Origin of the sequence: Curtobacterium sp. LFS084 (genome assembly GCF_047977705.1) — a bacterium.
Classification (GTDB): domain Bacteria; phylum Actinomycetota; class Actinomycetes; order Actinomycetales; family Microbacteriaceae; genus Curtobacterium.
This window is the reverse complement of record NZ_JBFPFM010000024.1, coordinates 1-12,649: the sequence shown is the minus strand read 5'-3', so window position 1 is coordinate 12,649 and position 12,649 is coordinate 1. Positions and strand designations below refer to the sequence as shown.

General features: G+C 72.1%; 18 protein-coding genes and 1 pseudogene. 13 read left to right on the top strand and 6 right to left on the bottom strand.

Features of this window, described 5'->3' with window-relative positions; all coding sequences use genetic code 11:
- The 3 genes from ACNQOV_RS12655 to ACNQOV_RS12645 all read left to right on the top strand — a co-directional run bounded on the left by ACNQOV_RS12655 (position 1) and on the right by ACNQOV_RS12645 (position 2,060).
- Positions 1–1,140: a cysteine desulfurase family protein gene (locus ACNQOV_RS12655; protein WP_416394830.1), complete on the top strand. Its 1,140-nt coding sequence runs from the start codon at positions 1–3 to the stop codon at positions 1,138–1,140.
- A 90-nt stretch (positions 1,141–1,230) separates the two neighbouring features.
- On the top strand, positions 1,231–1,497 hold the full coding sequence (locus tag ACNQOV_RS12650; RefSeq protein WP_416394828.1) for a hypothetical protein: 267 nt from the start codon (positions 1,231–1,233) through the stop codon (positions 1,495–1,497).
- A gap of 272 nt (positions 1,498–1,769) precedes the next feature.
- Positions 1,770–2,060: a hypothetical protein gene (locus tag ACNQOV_RS12645; protein WP_416394826.1), complete on the top strand. Its 291-nt coding sequence runs from the start codon at positions 1,770–1,772 to the stop codon at positions 2,058–2,060.
- Between the two features lie 21 nt (positions 2,061–2,081).
- Here ACNQOV_RS12645 and ACNQOV_RS12640 read toward each other — a convergent pair whose 3' ends face one another.
- The gene (locus ACNQOV_RS12640) at positions 2,082–2,543 is read right to left on the bottom strand and encodes an MSMEG_6728 family protein (protein ID WP_416394824.1); all 462 of its coding nucleotides are present in this window, start codon (positions 2,541–2,543) and stop codon (positions 2,082–2,084) included.
- A gap of 88 nt (positions 2,544–2,631) precedes the next feature.
- Here ACNQOV_RS12640 and ACNQOV_RS12635 point away from each other — a divergent pair, with 88 nt between their 5' ends.
- Positions 2,632–3,228, top strand: a complete 597-nt coding sequence (locus ACNQOV_RS12635; protein ID WP_031263125.1) for an NAD(P)H-dependent oxidoreductase — start codon at positions 2,632–2,634, stop codon at positions 3,226–3,228.
- Between the two features lie 233 nt (positions 3,229–3,461).
- On the opposite strand, the gene aroQ is transcribed toward ACNQOV_RS12635, so the two are convergent.
- Positions 3,462–3,905 (bottom strand): type II 3-dehydroquinate dehydratase, encoded by a 444-nt coding sequence (gene aroQ, locus ACNQOV_RS12630; RefSeq protein ID WP_402269197.1) that lies wholly within the window; start codon positions 3,903–3,905, stop codon positions 3,462–3,464.
- Between the two features lie 137 nt (positions 3,906–4,042).
- On the opposite strand from aroQ, the gene ACNQOV_RS12625 reads away from it, so the two are divergent.
- From ACNQOV_RS12625 to ACNQOV_RS12605, 5 genes are all read left to right on the top strand, one after another.
- Positions 4,043–5,713, top strand: a complete 1,671-nt coding sequence (locus tag ACNQOV_RS12625) for a sodium:solute symporter family protein (RefSeq protein WP_022908242.1) — start codon at positions 4,043–4,045, stop codon at positions 5,711–5,713.
- Between the two features lie 30 nt (positions 5,714–5,743).
- Positions 5,744–6,070, top strand: a complete 327-nt coding sequence (locus ACNQOV_RS12620) for a hypothetical protein (RefSeq protein ID WP_022908241.1) — start codon at positions 5,744–5,746, stop codon at positions 6,068–6,070.
- A 183-nt stretch (positions 6,071–6,253) separates the two neighbouring features.
- Positions 6,254–6,661 (top strand): VOC family protein, encoded by a 408-nt coding sequence (locus tag ACNQOV_RS12615; protein ID WP_416394892.1) that lies wholly within the window; start codon positions 6,254–6,256, stop codon positions 6,659–6,661.
- A 40-nt stretch (positions 6,662–6,701) separates the two neighbouring features.
- The gene (locus ACNQOV_RS12610) at positions 6,702–7,319 is read left to right on the top strand and encodes a DNA-3-methyladenine glycosylase I (protein WP_022908239.1); all 618 of its coding nucleotides are present in this window, start codon (positions 6,702–6,704) and stop codon (positions 7,317–7,319) included.
- Positions 7,320–7,357: 38 nt separating this feature from the next.
- Positions 7,358–8,167 carry a DJ-1/PfpI family protein gene (locus tag ACNQOV_RS12605; RefSeq protein WP_083858046.1) on the top strand — a complete coding sequence of 270 codons (810 nt, stop codon included), beginning with the start codon at positions 7,358–7,360 and terminating at the stop codon, positions 8,165–8,167.
- Between the two features lies 1 nt (position 8,168).
- Here the strand turns inward: ACNQOV_RS12605 and ACNQOV_RS12600 are convergent, their stop codons facing one another.
- Both ACNQOV_RS12600 and ACNQOV_RS12595 read right to left on the bottom strand, forming a co-directional pair.
- On the bottom strand, positions 8,169–8,639 hold the full coding sequence (locus ACNQOV_RS12600) for a GNAT family N-acetyltransferase (RefSeq protein ID WP_416394821.1): 471 nt from the start codon (positions 8,637–8,639) through the stop codon (positions 8,169–8,171).
- Positions 8,636–9,397, bottom strand: coding sequence for a LysR family transcriptional regulator substrate-binding protein (locus ACNQOV_RS12595; RefSeq protein WP_416394819.1), 762 nt, complete (start codon positions 9,395–9,397; stop codon positions 8,636–8,638). The genes ACNQOV_RS12600 and ACNQOV_RS12595 overlap by 4 nt, the downstream gene beginning before the upstream one ends.
- A 33-nt stretch (positions 9,398–9,430) precedes the next feature.
- Here ACNQOV_RS12595 and ACNQOV_RS12590 point away from each other — a divergent pair, with 33 nt between their 5' ends.
- The gene (locus ACNQOV_RS12590) at positions 9,431–9,820 is read left to right on the top strand and encodes a DUF5997 family protein (RefSeq protein ID WP_022908236.1); all 390 of its coding nucleotides are present in this window, start codon (positions 9,431–9,433) and stop codon (positions 9,818–9,820) included.
- Between the two features lie 37 nt (positions 9,821–9,857).
- Positions 9,858–10,364, top strand: a complete 507-nt coding sequence (locus ACNQOV_RS12585) for a hypothetical protein (RefSeq protein ID WP_022908235.1) — start codon at positions 9,858–9,860, stop codon at positions 10,362–10,364.
- A 9-nt stretch (positions 10,365–10,373) separates the two neighbouring features.
- On the opposite strand, the gene ACNQOV_RS12580 is transcribed toward ACNQOV_RS12585, so the two are convergent.
- Positions 10,374–10,784, bottom strand: coding sequence for a phage holin family protein (locus ACNQOV_RS12580; RefSeq protein WP_402269207.1), 411 nt, complete (start codon positions 10,782–10,784; stop codon positions 10,374–10,376).
- 317 nt (positions 10,785–11,101) lie between these two features.
- Between ACNQOV_RS12580 and ACNQOV_RS12575 the strand changes: the two genes are divergently transcribed.
- Positions 11,102–11,629 (top strand): Lrp/AsnC family transcriptional regulator, encoded by a 528-nt coding sequence (locus ACNQOV_RS12575; RefSeq protein ID WP_022908233.1) that lies wholly within the window; start codon positions 11,102–11,104, stop codon positions 11,627–11,629.
- Positions 11,630–11,654: 25 nt separating this feature from the next.
- On the opposite strand, the gene ACNQOV_RS12570 is transcribed toward ACNQOV_RS12575, so the two are convergent.
- Complete coding sequence (locus ACNQOV_RS12570; protein ID WP_022908232.1) at positions 11,655–12,086, bottom strand: GNAT family N-acetyltransferase; 432 nt, start codon at positions 12,084–12,086, stop codon at positions 11,655–11,657.
- Positions 12,087–12,197: 111 nt separating this feature from the next.
- Here ACNQOV_RS12570 and ACNQOV_RS12565 point away from each other — a divergent pair.
- Positions 12,198–12,649, top strand: a pseudogene (locus ACNQOV_RS12565) (hypothetical protein); the annotation flags it as partial.

Sequence of the window (12,649 nt, the reverse complement as noted above, 5' to 3'; positions counted from 1 at the left end):
GTGTTCTACCTGGACCGAGCGGCCACGACGCCGGTCCGCCGCGAGGTGCTCGAGGCGATGTGGCCGTACCTGACCGGGACGTTCGGCAACCCGTCGTCCACGCACGCGGTGGGCGACGCCGCCGCACGTGGCCTCGCCGACGCCCGGGCGACGGTCGCCGCGGTCCTCGGGTGCCGCCCGGCCGAGGTCGTGTTCACCACCGGGGGCACCGAGGGCGCGAACACCGCGGTGAAGGGCATCGCGCTCGCCGACCCGCGCGGACGCCACGTCGTCACCAGTGCGATCGAGCACGAGGCGGTGCTCGAGAGCTGCCGGTACCTCGAGCGCTTCCACGGGTTCGACGTCACCGTCCTGCCCGTGGACCGCGAGGGCGTCGTCACGCCGGACGTCCTCCGGGCAGGGCTCCGTCCGGACACCACCCTCGTCTCGATCGCGCACGCCGACAACGAGATCGGTACCGTGCAGGACGTGCCGGCGCTCGCCGAGGTCGCGCACGGCGTCGGGGCGCGGTTCCACACCGACGCGGTCCAGTCGGCGCCGTGGCTGCCCGTCGGACTCGACGTGCTCGGCGTCGACGCGGTGTCCGTCTCCGGCCACAAGCTCGGCGCGCCGAAGGGCACCGGGGTTCTCGCCGTCCGGTCCGGCGTGCCGCTCGAACCGCTGCTGCACGGCGGCGGGCAGGAGCGGGGGAGGCGGTCCGGCACCGAGGACGTCGCGGGAGCCGTCGGCGTCGCCACGGCCACGGCGCTCGTCGCCGCGACCCGGGACGACGCGGCCCGGACCGCGACCACCACCCGGGACGCCGTGCTCGACGGCGTGCTCCGGTCGGTCCCCGGTGCGTTCGTCACCGGGTCGCGGACCGCGCGGCTGCCAGGGCACGCCTCGTTCTGCTTCCCCGGGGTGAACGGCGAGACGGTCCTGCTCGAGCTCGAGGAGCGCGACGTCGTGTCGTCGTCGGGGAGCGCGTGCGCGGCCGGCAGCACCGAGGCCTCGCACGTGCTGACGGCGCTCGGCCTGTCCGACGAGGTCGCCCGGACGGCGCTGCGCCTGACGTTCGACGCCGGTCTCACCACGGCGGACGTCCCGGTGGTCGTCGACGCCGTCGCGGCCGCGGTCGGGACGGTCCGCGCGCTTGCTTGAGCCCCACCAGGGGTGTACTAGACGTTCTACTCCATGAGTGGGGTGGTGTCCCCCCTTTTGCGGACCGACGAAGTGCGTCAGAGTGTTCACATGGCAAACGCGATGACGACTCGGGTCCGGCAGGAGGACCACTTCCGGGCGGTCCAGCTCCTCCCTGCTCCCGCGACCGTCGTGGCGCTCGTCCTGGCCGCGCAGCACGACCTCGGCACCGCCCCGCTCGGGCTCATCGCCGTCGTCGGAGCCCTCGCGACCCTCGGGAGCGGCCTGCTCCCCATGGTCCGCCCCGCCGCGGCCCGACGGTCGATGCCCGCTCCGACCGAGACAGACCGGTACCGAGAGGACACCGAACACCCTTGAGGACCAGCACCGTCGCGTCCGACCCCCTGCGGACGCCACGGTGCGACGAGCCGGACCAGGCCCCCTGACCTCGGTCCGGCGCGGGGCACGGCACCCCCTGATCCGTCGTGCTCCGCAGCACCTGTGACCCGTCGTGGGCACGGGCGTCGCTTCCCCTGTGCGACGCCCGGAACCCCTGTGCCCACGGCGGGTCCGGGTGCGCCGCGCCAACGCGCACGAGCGCCCGAACGCTCGTGCGCGGCGGCAGCGGCGGCGCGCGCTAGCGTGGGCCCGTGCCCTCGTACCGCGTGACCCTCGCCGTCGGTGCGCTCGCGGCCGACACCGCCCCTGATGCCGTGCTGCCGACCGCCGCCGGGCTCGTCGCCGAGCTCGTGGTGGTCGAGGTCCGCGACGTCCGGCTACTGCGCGGTGTCCCGTGCGCCGTCGTCCGGTTCGAGGCGCCGTCCGACGACGTCGCCGAGGCCGTCGCGGAGCACACCGCGACCGGTCTGCGCACGACGGCTGAGGTGCGGTCCGTCGTGGTCACCCGCCGTGACGGCGGTCGCTGGACCCCGATCGCCTGAGGAGCGCTGGGAGGCTCGTCGTCATCGCGTGACCGGCGCGACCGTCCCCGGCCACACGTAGTCGAGGTCGTCCGGCACGTCCGGGAACAGCGGTCGGTAGTGCTCCGGCGCCTTCTGCACGAGCTTCGACCGGTGCGATCGGTGGACGGCGGGGTCAGCGTTCCACGGCGGCACCGGGTACTCGTCCCGCTCGTACGCCGCCAGGTCCGCGGGGACGAGCGCGAGGTCCGCGAGGGTCTTCGCGAGGCACGTGTCGGCGTGTCCGCGCTCGGTCCAGACGTCGCAGGTGGCCCGCTGGTACGCCATGAGTGCCGGTCGGTAGCCCCGCCACATCGCCGTGACGGGGTGGTGCTGCCAGCCGTAGTCCGGCAGCGTCAGTGCCCGCATGACCTGCAGTGTCTCGACGCGCTGCTTGCCGAGGCGCCGGTCGTCGAGGGCCTCGGCCGAGGCGCGGAAGTCCTGGTGCGGCAGGAACGTCTGCATGGCGCGGACGGTACGCGGCGCCCCTGGAACCCGACACATGCCGTCACACGCCGACCGCCGGGACCGCGGTCGTGTGAGCATCGACCCCATGAGCGGAGAACTCGTCGTCGGCGTCAGTGGCAGCCCCTCGGACCCCTCGCGGACGTCCACCCTGGTGGCGGCGACGGTGGCGCGCCTCGGGCAGGAGATCGACGACGCCCGCACCGAGACGATCGAGATCGGGCCGCTGCTCGCCGACCTCGGTGCCTCGCCGTCCCGCGAGGCGATGTCGGACCGCACCCGCCGCGCACTCGAGACCGTCGAGGCGGCGGACGTCCTCGTCGTCGGCAGCCCGGCGTTCCGCGCCGCCTACTCGGGTGCGTTCAAGCTCTTCTTCGACTGGATCGGGCAGTACGACCTCGTCGACACCCCGGTGCTGCTCACCGCGACCGGCGGGAGCGATCGGCACGCCCTGCTCGTCGAGCACCAGATGCGCCCGCTGTTCGGCTTCTTCCAGTCGACCACGCTGCCCATCGGCGTCTTCGGCAACGAGCGCGACTTCACCAAGCGCGACGGCGGCTACGACATCGCGAACGTCGACCTCGAGCTCCGCATCGACCAGGCCGTCCAGCGGGCGCTGCCGCTCATCCGCGGGGGCTTCGCCACCGCCGCCACGACCGACGTCCGGCGCCCCGCCGACTTCTAGCGCCCCGTCCGGGCGTACCTGGTCGATTCGGGCGTACCTGGTCGATTCGGGCGTACCTGGTCGATTCGGGCGTACCTGGTCGAACGTTCCGACCGAGTACGCCCGGAACGACGTTCCATCGCGCGCGTTCTGGGAAGAACCGGGCGCCGGGCGCCGGGTGCCGGGTACGGGATGCGGCCGCGCGCGGCATGGGAGGCGCGGAGCGGGTCCGCACCGCGCCTCCTGGACCCGACTCAGCCGACGAGCGACGCGACGTGCGCGACCGCCAGGCGGTACCCGTCGGCGCCGGCGCCGGCGATGACGGCCGTCGCGGCCGTCGCGACGTGGTCGACGTGCCGGAACGGCTCGCGCTTCCACGTGTTCGACAGGTGCACCTCGACCACCGGGACCGACAGCGCCTCGACCGCGTCGTGCAGCGCGACCGAGGTGTGTGCGTAGCCGGCCGGGTTGATGACGACGGCGGCGAAGTCGTCGAGCGCCTCGTGCAGCCACTCGACCAGCTCGCCCTCGCGGTTCGTCTGCCGGAAGTCCGCCTCGAGCCCGTGCACCGCGGCCTCGGTGTGCACGATCGCCTCGATCTCGGCGAGCGTCACCGTGCCGTACTGGTCCGGGTCGCGCCGACCGAGGATGTCCAGGTTCGGGCCGTTGAGGACGAGGATGCGCGACTGCTCGGTCATGCGGTGAGCCTACCGAGGGCCGTGGCCGCCACGCGCGCCGATGCATGCCTCGGCTATGTGAACGGTCACAAAGCGGTGTAACGTTCCCGTCCGGATCGGCAGAGTTGTCGATCGCAACACATCGACGTGGAGTGTGAATGGTTCTCGCTGCAGCGAACAACGGGATCCGGCTCGATCTGGGCTGGGTCGACTACCTGATGATCATCGTGTACTTCGCGGTGGTCATCGGCATCGGGTTCACCGCCCGCCGGCAGGTCCGGACGAGCATGGACTTCTTCCTCTCGGGGCGCTCGATGCCGGCGTGGATCACGGGCCTCGCGTTCGTGTCCGCGAACCTCGGTGCGACCGAGATCCTCGGCATGGCCGCCAACGGTGCCCAGATCGGCATGGCGACCCTGCACTACTACCTGGTCGGCGCCGTGCCCGCGATGGTGTTCCTCGGGCTCGTGATGATGCCGTTCTACTACGGGTCGAAGGTCCGCTCGGTGCCGGAGTTCATGCTCCGCCGCTTCGGCAAGGCCCCGCACCTGGTGAACTCGATCGCGTTCGCGGTGTCGAACGTGCTCATCGCCGGCATCAACCTGTACGCGATGGCCATCGTCATCGAGGCGATGCTCGGCTGGCCGGAGTGGCTCGCGATCATCGTGTCCGCGGGCTTCGTGCTCGTCTACATCACCCTCGGCGGGCTCTCGAGCGCCATCTACAACGAGGTCATGCAGTTCTTCGTGATCATCGCCGGGCTCATCCCGCTGACGATCGTCGGCCTGCACCGCGTCGGCGGCTGGGACGGCCTGTCGAAGGCCATCACCGAGACCCAGGGCGTGCAGCACCTGCAGGCGTGGGCCGGCACCGGCTTCGGCGACGTGACCAACCCGATCGGTGCGAACTGGCTCGCGATCGTGCTCGGCCTCGGGTTCGTCCTCGGCTTCGGCTACTGGACGACGAACTTCACCGAGGTGCAGCGCGCGTTCTCGGCGAAGAACATGTCCGCCGCCCGTCGCACCCCGCTCATCGCGGCGATCCCGAAGCTCTTCATCCCGGCCATCGTCGTGATCCCGGGCCTCATCGCCGCCGCGGTCGTCGGCAACCAGTTCGCCTCGGGCGCGCTCGACTACAACGACGCCATCCCGAAGCTCATCCAGATGTACCTGCCCACGGGCGTGCTCGGCGTCGCGGTCACCGGCCTCCTCGCCAGCTTCATGGCCGGCATGGCGGCGAACGTGTCGTCGTTCAACACCGTCTTCACGTACGACATCTGGCAGCGCTACATCAAGCCGAACATGCCCGACGTGCACTACCTGAAGACCGGTCGCTGGGTGACCGTCGTCGGCGTCCTCGTCGGCATCGCGACCGCGTTCATCGCCGCGCAGGCGTCGAACATCATGACCTACATGCAGACGCTGTTCTCGTTCTTCAACGCGCCGCTGTTCGCCGTGTTCATCCTCGGTCTGCTCTGGAAGCGGATGACGACCGCCGGTGCGTTGTGGGGGTACGTCCTCGGCATCGTGGCGCCGACCGTCACGTGGATCGCGTACCTCGTCAACCCGGACCTGTTCGCCACCGCGACCGCCGAGACCCTCTACGGCGCGATCATCTCGTTCGTCACCGTGCTGGTCGTCGGGTTCGTCGTGTCCATGCTGACGAAGCCGAAGGACGAGCGGGAGCTCGGAGGACTCGTGTACGGCGTCGGCAAGATCGACCTGCACGGCGACTCCGTCGCGACCGACACGGCCTGGTACCGCTCCCCGGCACTGCTCGGCACCGTCGCACTGATCCTGTGCGTCGTCCTCTACCTCCCGTTCCTCTAGGCCCGCGCTGACCCGCGAAGGAGATCTCCCATGAGCGACACCACCACCGCCATGACCGAGGAGCAGAAGGCAGCCCTCGTCCGTTCCACCCGTCGACTCGACCTGCGCAGGATCCTCGGCGGCCTGTTCGTCGTCTACGGCGTCATCACCACGATCGTCGGCATCGTCCACTGGGACACCGACCCGCAGAAGACCGGCGGCATCCACATCAACCTCTGGGTCGGACTGTCGATGCTCGTCGGCGGGCTGCTCTTCTTCCTCTGGGACCGGCTGGCCCCGGTCCCGGCGGAGGACATCATCGGCCAGGCCGAGGCGGAGGCGGACCAGAAGGCCGCCGGCGAAGGCCGCGACCACTGACCAGGCTGCGCTGATCGACGGACGGGAGGCGCGGTGCCGGCTGGCACCGCGCCTCCCGTCCGTCTCACATGCGGTCGGCGTGGATCCGGGACGCACGGACCGGTTGCTTCGCCGGTGGAACGGTTGCGCTCCGGCTCCGCGCGCGCCAGGTTGGGCAGGACGAAAGGATCTCCCGTGGACACGATGGTCTTCATCAACCTGCCCGTCGCCGACCTCGAACGATCGAAGGCGTTCTACGAGGCCCTCGGCTACTCGATCAACCCCGCGTTCAGCGACGACACCGCGGCGTGCGTCGTGGTGAGCGACACGATCTGCGTCATGGTGCTCACCCACCCGAAGTTCGCCGAGTTCACCACGAAGGCCATCGCCGACGCGGACACGATCGAGGTGATCAACTCGCTGAGCGCCCCCTCGAAGGACGAGGTGCACCGGATCGTCGACGCGGCGGTCGGCGCCGGCGGGACCGAGGACCGCCCCGAGATGGACCTCGGCTTCATGTACCAGCGGAGCTTCCTCGACCCCGACGGCCACCGCTGGGAGTACGTGTGGATGGACCAGCAGGCGGTCGAGGACGGCCCGCCCGCCGCATGACCGGGGGACGGGTGTCGGCGGCGACGGCCAGGATGGTGCCATGAGCTCCGAGCACGTCGCCGCACCCCCGTCCGACCTCGTCGTGGGTGACGACGGCCTCGCCCGGCCCGTGTGGGCGTCGAGCGACGCACTGCTCCGCGACTACTACGACACCGAGTGGGGCATGCCGGTGCGCGACGAGCGTGGCGTGTTCGAGCGGCTGTCGCTCGAGGCGTTCCAGTCCGGGCTCTCGTGGCGGACGATCCTGGCGAAGCGCCCCGCGTTCCGCGCGGCCTTCGCGGACTTCGACGTCGACACGGTGGCGGCCTTCGGCGAGGACGACGTCGCACGGCTCATGGCGGACGCGGGGATCGTGCGGAACCGGGCGAAGATCCTCGCGACGATCACGAACGCGAACGCCACGATCGCCCTGCGGCAGGACGGCGGCCTGTCGGACTTCGTGTGGTCGTTCCGGCCCCGGGCGACGCCGGAACCGGTCACCTTCGCCGACGTCCCGACGACCTCGGACGAGTCCGTCGCGCTGTCGAAGGCGCTCCGGAAGCGCGGCTTCGCGTTCGTCGGACCGACCACGATGTTCGCGCTGATGGAGGCGCTGGGCATCGTCGACACGCACCTCGTGGGCAGCCATCGGCGCGGGACCTCCGGCGTCTGGGCCTGACCCCGTCGGGTCCGGGCGAGCAGGGCTAGGGTCGCCCCATGAGCTCCGAGAACCCGCGCGTCCGCCCCGTGCACCCGGTCGGGTCCGAGGTGGTCGAGGTGCCGCTCGACGCCGAGGTCCCGACGCCCGAGCCGACCGGCGACGCCGATGCCCGCACCCCGGCGCACGACCCCGCCGAGGTCCGCATCGCGTTCCTGTTGTTCCCGGGCCTGACGCAGCTCGACCTGACCGGGCCCGCGCAGGTGCTGTCCCGCGTCCCCGGGGCACGCGTGGAGTACGTCGCGGCGACCCTCGACCCGGTCCCGAGCGACTGCGGCCTGTCCCTCGTGCCGACCACGACCATCGCGGACGCGAGCCCGGCGGACGTGCTGGTGGTCCCCGGTGGCGACGGAGCCTTCGACGCGATGCTCGACCCGGCGGTGATCGGCTTCGTCCGGCGCGAGGCCGAGCGGGCGACCTGGGTGACCTCGGTCTGCACCGGTGCCTTCGTCATCGGCGCGGCCGGGCTGCTGGCCGGCAAGCGTGCGACGACGCACTGGGCGTCGAAGCCGATGCTCGCGGCGTTCGGCGCGCAGCCCGTGGACGACCGCGTGGTCGACGACGGGGCGATCGTCACCGCGGCCGGGGTCAGCGCCGGCATCGACATGGCGCTGTGGCTCGCCTCCGAGCTCGCCGGGCGCCCCGCGGCCGAGGCCATCCAGCTCCAGATCGAGTACGACCCCCAGCCACCGTTCGACGCCGGCTCCGCCGTCCGCGCGGACACCCGGGTGGTGACGGCCGCCCGGGCCGCCGCCGAGGACTCCCGCGGCGAGCGCGTCGCCCGTGCCGCTGCGGCCGTGATGCGCTGAGTCAGTCGAGCGGCAGACGCATCTGCGTCGCGGTCACGCCGTAGCCGAGCTGCTCGTACAGCTCCTGCGCACCGGTGTTGTAGCCGAAGACGTTCAGGCCGATCGAACGGGCTCCGTGTGCGCGGGCGGCCTCGTGCGCGAGCTCGAGTGCCCGGCGGGCGTGTCCACGGCGCCGGTACGGCTCGTGGATCTCGACGTCGAACACCCACCACTCGGCGCTGCCCGGGGCGAACGGCCCGATCCAGAGGTACCCGACGACGTCATCGGCGCCGTCGGTGACGTCCCAGACGAGGTGGTCCGGCAGCGGCGCACCGTCCGGGAACCACTTGTCCAGGGACTCCTGCTTGTTCGCCTCGGCGCGCTCCCGGGTCTCGCCGGCGCGCATCCGGGAGGCGACGTACTCGGTCATCGTGCTCTCGAGCCAGCCGGGCAGCCGCTCGGTCGGCATCGGGACGAGGTGCGTGTCGGTCACCGGTTGCCCTTCGACCCGCGCTTCGGCTTGCCCTTCATGCCGCGCTGGACGCGGCCGCGCCCGGTCGAGTTCTTCCCGCCGCCGCTCTTGCCACCGGTGCCCTTGGTGGCGCCCCGCTTCGCGACCGTCTTCGCGTTCGACGGTGCGGCCTTGCCGCCGCCCTTCGCCGGACGCGACCCGGTCTTCTCGTCCGGAGCCACGCCTCCGGGCTGGTCCTGCTCGCCCCGCGAGCTGTTCGCGGTGCGTCCGCGCACGACGCCGATGAACTCCTCGGTCGTGTCGGTCGCGTCCTCGGTGCGCCAGACGAGCACGATCCGGGTGCCGGACGAGCCGACGAGCGTGCGGCTGACGAGTTCCTTGCGGCTCGCGGCTCGGAAGAGCGACTGGGGGAGGACGGCCACGCCGACGTTCGCCTCGACCAGGTCGAGGGTGGCGTCGACGTCGGCCGGCACCGGGCCGGGGTCCACCACGTGGACGTCGGTCGCGGCGAGGTCGACCTCGCCGAGGTCCGCGAGCGGGGAGTCCTTCGGCATCGCGACGACGGCGGTCTCGGTCCAGAGCGGGATGGCGTTGTGCGTGTCGGAGACGGGGACCCGGGCGAAGACCATGTCGGCCTCGCCGGCGAGTGCGGCGTCGACCTCGTCCGCGCCGATCGGGCGGAGTCGGAGCTCGATCGTGGGGAAGCGTTCGCGCCAGACGCGGGCCCACTTCGCAGGGGACACCCCCGGCACGAAGGCGATGGTGAGTGCCGCGGTCATGCAACCGAGCATAGGGGCCGTACCCTTGTGTCCATGGCGCAGGAACAGACCATGAAGCCCGAGACGGCCGCGAAGAAGCTCGGCATCCTGCTGGCGGCCGCCCCGGAGACCTTCCGGGACGCGCCGATCAGCCGGACCGCGTTCGACGAACTCCGCACGGAACCCCCGACCTGGCTCGAGGACCTCCGTCGCGACGGACCGCACCCGCGACCCGTCGTGGCGCAGAAGCTCGGCGTGTCGATCTCCGGGCTGACCCGTGCGGGCATCGACGAACCGCTCACCACGGCCGAGATCAAGACGCTGCTCGAGCAGAAGCCCGAGTGGCTCGTCCGCGAGCGCGCGACCCAGGCCGCGGTGCACGCGGAGAACGCCCGCGTGAAGCAGGAGCGTGCCGCCAAGGCCGCTTCCCGCGCCGAGGACTGACCCGACCCCGCACCACCCCGCCGCCCGAGGACACGCCGTGCACGAGACCGTCGCCGACGCCATGCTCGTCGTGCCGCAGTTCGCGTCGGTGTGCTGCGTCGTGGGGGACCGGTACCGACCGCGCCCCGGCGTGATCGTGCCGGCGGCGGTGATGCTCGTCGCGATGCTCCTGCCCGTCGTGCACGCCGGGGCGGTGTGGACGCTCCTCGCAGCCACGGTGCTGCTCCTGCTCGCGCCGCTGCCGGTCATGCGCCGCCGCCGCGCCGACGGCCGCCGTGCCGAGCCGATGGACGTCCACCGTGCACTGTCGGCGGTCGTGATGTCGGGCATGCTCCTGATGGGGCACGCCACCGGTCTCGCCGACGACCACGCGGCGCACGGCATCGCGCTCAGTGCGGTGCTCGGCGCGGGCGTCATCGGCTACTGCGCCTTCAGCGGGTGGCTGCTCCGGTACGAGTGGGCACGGGACGACCGCCGAGCCGTCCGGAGCGGCGAGGTCTTCGCGATGACCGTCGCGGTCGTCGGCATGACGCTCGCGATGTAGTGACGTCGTTCAGGCCCCGGTGATCCGGTCCTTCGCCTCGTGGATCGTGTCCGTCGGCACGGGCGGGACACCGCGACGGATGCCCCGGACCCCGACCGCGGCGAGGACGGCGGTCACGACCGCGAACACGACGAGCGTGACCCCGGTCGCCGCCCACACGGGCAGCGCGAGGGCGAGCAGCGCCACCACGAAGCCGGCGAGCAGGACGAGCGTCGTCAGCGCGAAGGCCACGGCGACGCCGGTCAGCACGAGTCCGGACTTCGCACCGCTGACCCGCTCACCGATCTCACGTCGTGCCGATGCGACCTCGTCGCGGACGGCGCGCAGCACCGGCTCGAGCGCCTTCTGCACGAGCCCGGCTGTGACGGTGTCACGGAAGGACGGCTTGCCGGTGGTCGTGTCGTCGTGGTCGGTGCTCATGGTGTCTCCAGCTCCTGGGGCGCGATCGTCCGCGCCCACCAGGGTGACGCGTCGGAGGTGGTGGTCGTCACAGGGGCGGTCCGCATGTTCGGCGGGTTCCCAGGAGCGGCGGCTTCTCAGGAGCGGCGCGGACGGGGAAGTTCCGTCCGGCGCGTGACGGTTCCGGTTCGCGGATCCCGAGGATCACGAACCGGAACGGTCACACACCGAGAAGACCACGGTCCTGCCATGCGCTGGCGGGCCTGCCGGACGCGCTGACGTGTGGGGGCGCGGACGTGTCGACGCGCGGTCGTGCGGGGGCGCGGTAGCGTCGAGCCGTGTCCGATCGCCACGTCCGCCGCCCCGACCCCGTGCCGCGCCTCGACGAGGTCGACGAGCGGATCCTCTGGACCCTGGCCGCCGACGCCCGCATCCCGAACAACCGGCTGGCCGCCGCGGTCGGCATCGCACCGTCGACGTGCCTGACGCGGGTCCGGGCGCTCGAAGACGCCGGGGTGATCCGCGGCTACCGGGCCGACGTGGACGTGGCCCGGCTCGGCTTCGCGATCGAGGCGATGGTCTCGGTGCGGGTGCACGCCGCCGCACGCCACGAGCTCCGGGACTTCGCGAAGCGCCTGCTCCGGGTGCCCGTCGTGCAGGACGTGTCGTTCCTCGCGGGCGACAAGGACTTCCTCGTGCACATCGCGTGCACGTCGACCGAGCAGCTGCGCGACTTCGTGGCCGACGAGCTGAGCGGCGACCCGTCGGTCGCGACGACGCAGACGAACATCGTGTTCGAACGGCTCGTCGCGGACCGTGCACAGCAGGGCCGCTCGTTCGACGAGCTCCGGCGCTGGCGGGCCTGACCCGGGAGCCTCTGACCGGGGCGGCTCAGCGCGTCCGGGTCATCGGGAGGTGCGGGATCCCGTCCTCGTTGAAGTCGGCGCCCGAGCGCACGAACCCGAAGCGGGCGTACCACTGCTCGAGGTGTGCCTGCGCGTCGATCGCGATGCGCGCCGAGCGTGCCTCGGCGATCGCGGCCTCCATCAGGCGCGAGGACAGACCCTGCCCCCTGGCGGCCTTCGCGGTGGCGACCCGGCCGATGCGCTCGGTGCCGTCCTCCTCTCGCAGGAGCCGGAGCGTCGCGTCGACCGAGCCCTGTCCCGCCCAGAACTGCAGCGTCCCGGGCTCGAGGTCACGGCCGTCGATGTCCGCGTAGGCGGCGGCCTGCTCGACCACGAACACGTCCTGCCGGAGGCGCAGGATCTCGTGCAGCGTGACGACGTCCAGGTTGCGCGTGGGGGCGTTGAAGATCGAGACCAAGACCGGCCTTTCCTGACGATTTCTTCCGAAACGGGATGCGATCCGGAACCGAGTGGCGTACATTGCCGGACAACCACTCTACGTGCGCAGCCGAGATCAGGAGGTGAGCGCATGGACCAGCCGTTGCGCGCACCCTGGCGCGTGGTGCTCCGGTACGTCGTGTTCGGCGTCGGCATCGCGGCTGCCCTCGTGCTGCTGTCGCTCGTCCTCGGGGCTCGACCTGCCTCGGCGGCGTCCGCACCGACGCCCGCGCAGTCGCACGACCGCAGCCTGGTCGGCGGGGCCGTGGACGGCCTCGGCGACACGGTCCACGGGGTCGCCGGCGGGGTCGGGCACACCGTGGAGCGGGCCGTCGATCCGGTCCGGACGGCTGTCGCACCTGCCGCTCCGGCCCCTGCCGCACCGACGCACGCCGCCCCTGCCGCACCGACGCACGCCGCCCCTGCCGCACCGACGCACGCCGCTCTCGCCGCGCCCGCTCCCGCCGCGCACGCGCCGGCTCCCGCCCTGCACGCGCCAGCCTCCGCCCAGTCGTCGAGCCCCGCTCCGGCAGCACCCGCACC

Bases quoted from the DNA above. Each gene is read 5' to 3' on its own strand.
- ACNQOV_RS12580 (WP_402269207.1), bottom strand. From the start codon at position 10,784: ATGAGCACCGACCACGACGACACGACCACCGGCAAGCCGTCCTTCCGT.
- ACNQOV_RS12620 (WP_022908241.1), top strand. From the start codon at position 5,744: ATGAGCGACACCACCACCGCCATGACCGAGGAGCAGAAGGCAGCCCTC.
- ACNQOV_RS12595 (WP_416394819.1), bottom strand. From the start codon at position 9,397: ATGACCGCGGCACTCACCATCGCCTTCGTGCCGGGGGTGTCCCCTGCG.
- ACNQOV_RS12650 (WP_416394828.1), top strand. From the start codon at position 1,231: ATGGCAAACGCGATGACGACTCGGGTCCGGCAGGAGGACCACTTCCGG.
- ACNQOV_RS12635 (WP_031263125.1), top strand. From the start codon at position 2,632: ATGAGCGGAGAACTCGTCGTCGGCGTCAGTGGCAGCCCCTCGGACCCC.
- aroQ (WP_402269197.1), bottom strand. From the start codon at position 3,905: ATGACCGAGCAGTCGCGCATCCTCGTCCTCAACGGCCCGAACCTGGAC.
- ACNQOV_RS12615 (WP_416394892.1), top strand. From the start codon at position 6,254: ATGGTCTTCATCAACCTGCCCGTCGCCGACCTCGAACGATCGAAGGCG.
- ACNQOV_RS12610 (WP_022908239.1), top strand. From the start codon at position 6,702: ATGAGCTCCGAGCACGTCGCCGCACCCCCGTCCGACCTCGTCGTGGGT.
- ACNQOV_RS12625 (WP_022908242.1), top strand. From the start codon at position 4,043: ATGGTTCTCGCTGCAGCGAACAACGGGATCCGGCTCGATCTGGGCTGG.
- ACNQOV_RS12590 (WP_022908236.1), top strand. From the start codon at position 9,431: ATGGCGCAGGAACAGACCATGAAGCCCGAGACGGCCGCGAAGAAGCTC.
- ACNQOV_RS12640 (WP_416394824.1), bottom strand. From the start codon at position 2,543: ATGCAGACGTTCCTGCCGCACCAGGACTTCCGCGCCTCGGCCGAGGCC.
- ACNQOV_RS12605 (WP_083858046.1), top strand. From the start codon at position 7,358: ATGAGCTCCGAGAACCCGCGCGTCCGCCCCGTGCACCCGGTCGGGTCC.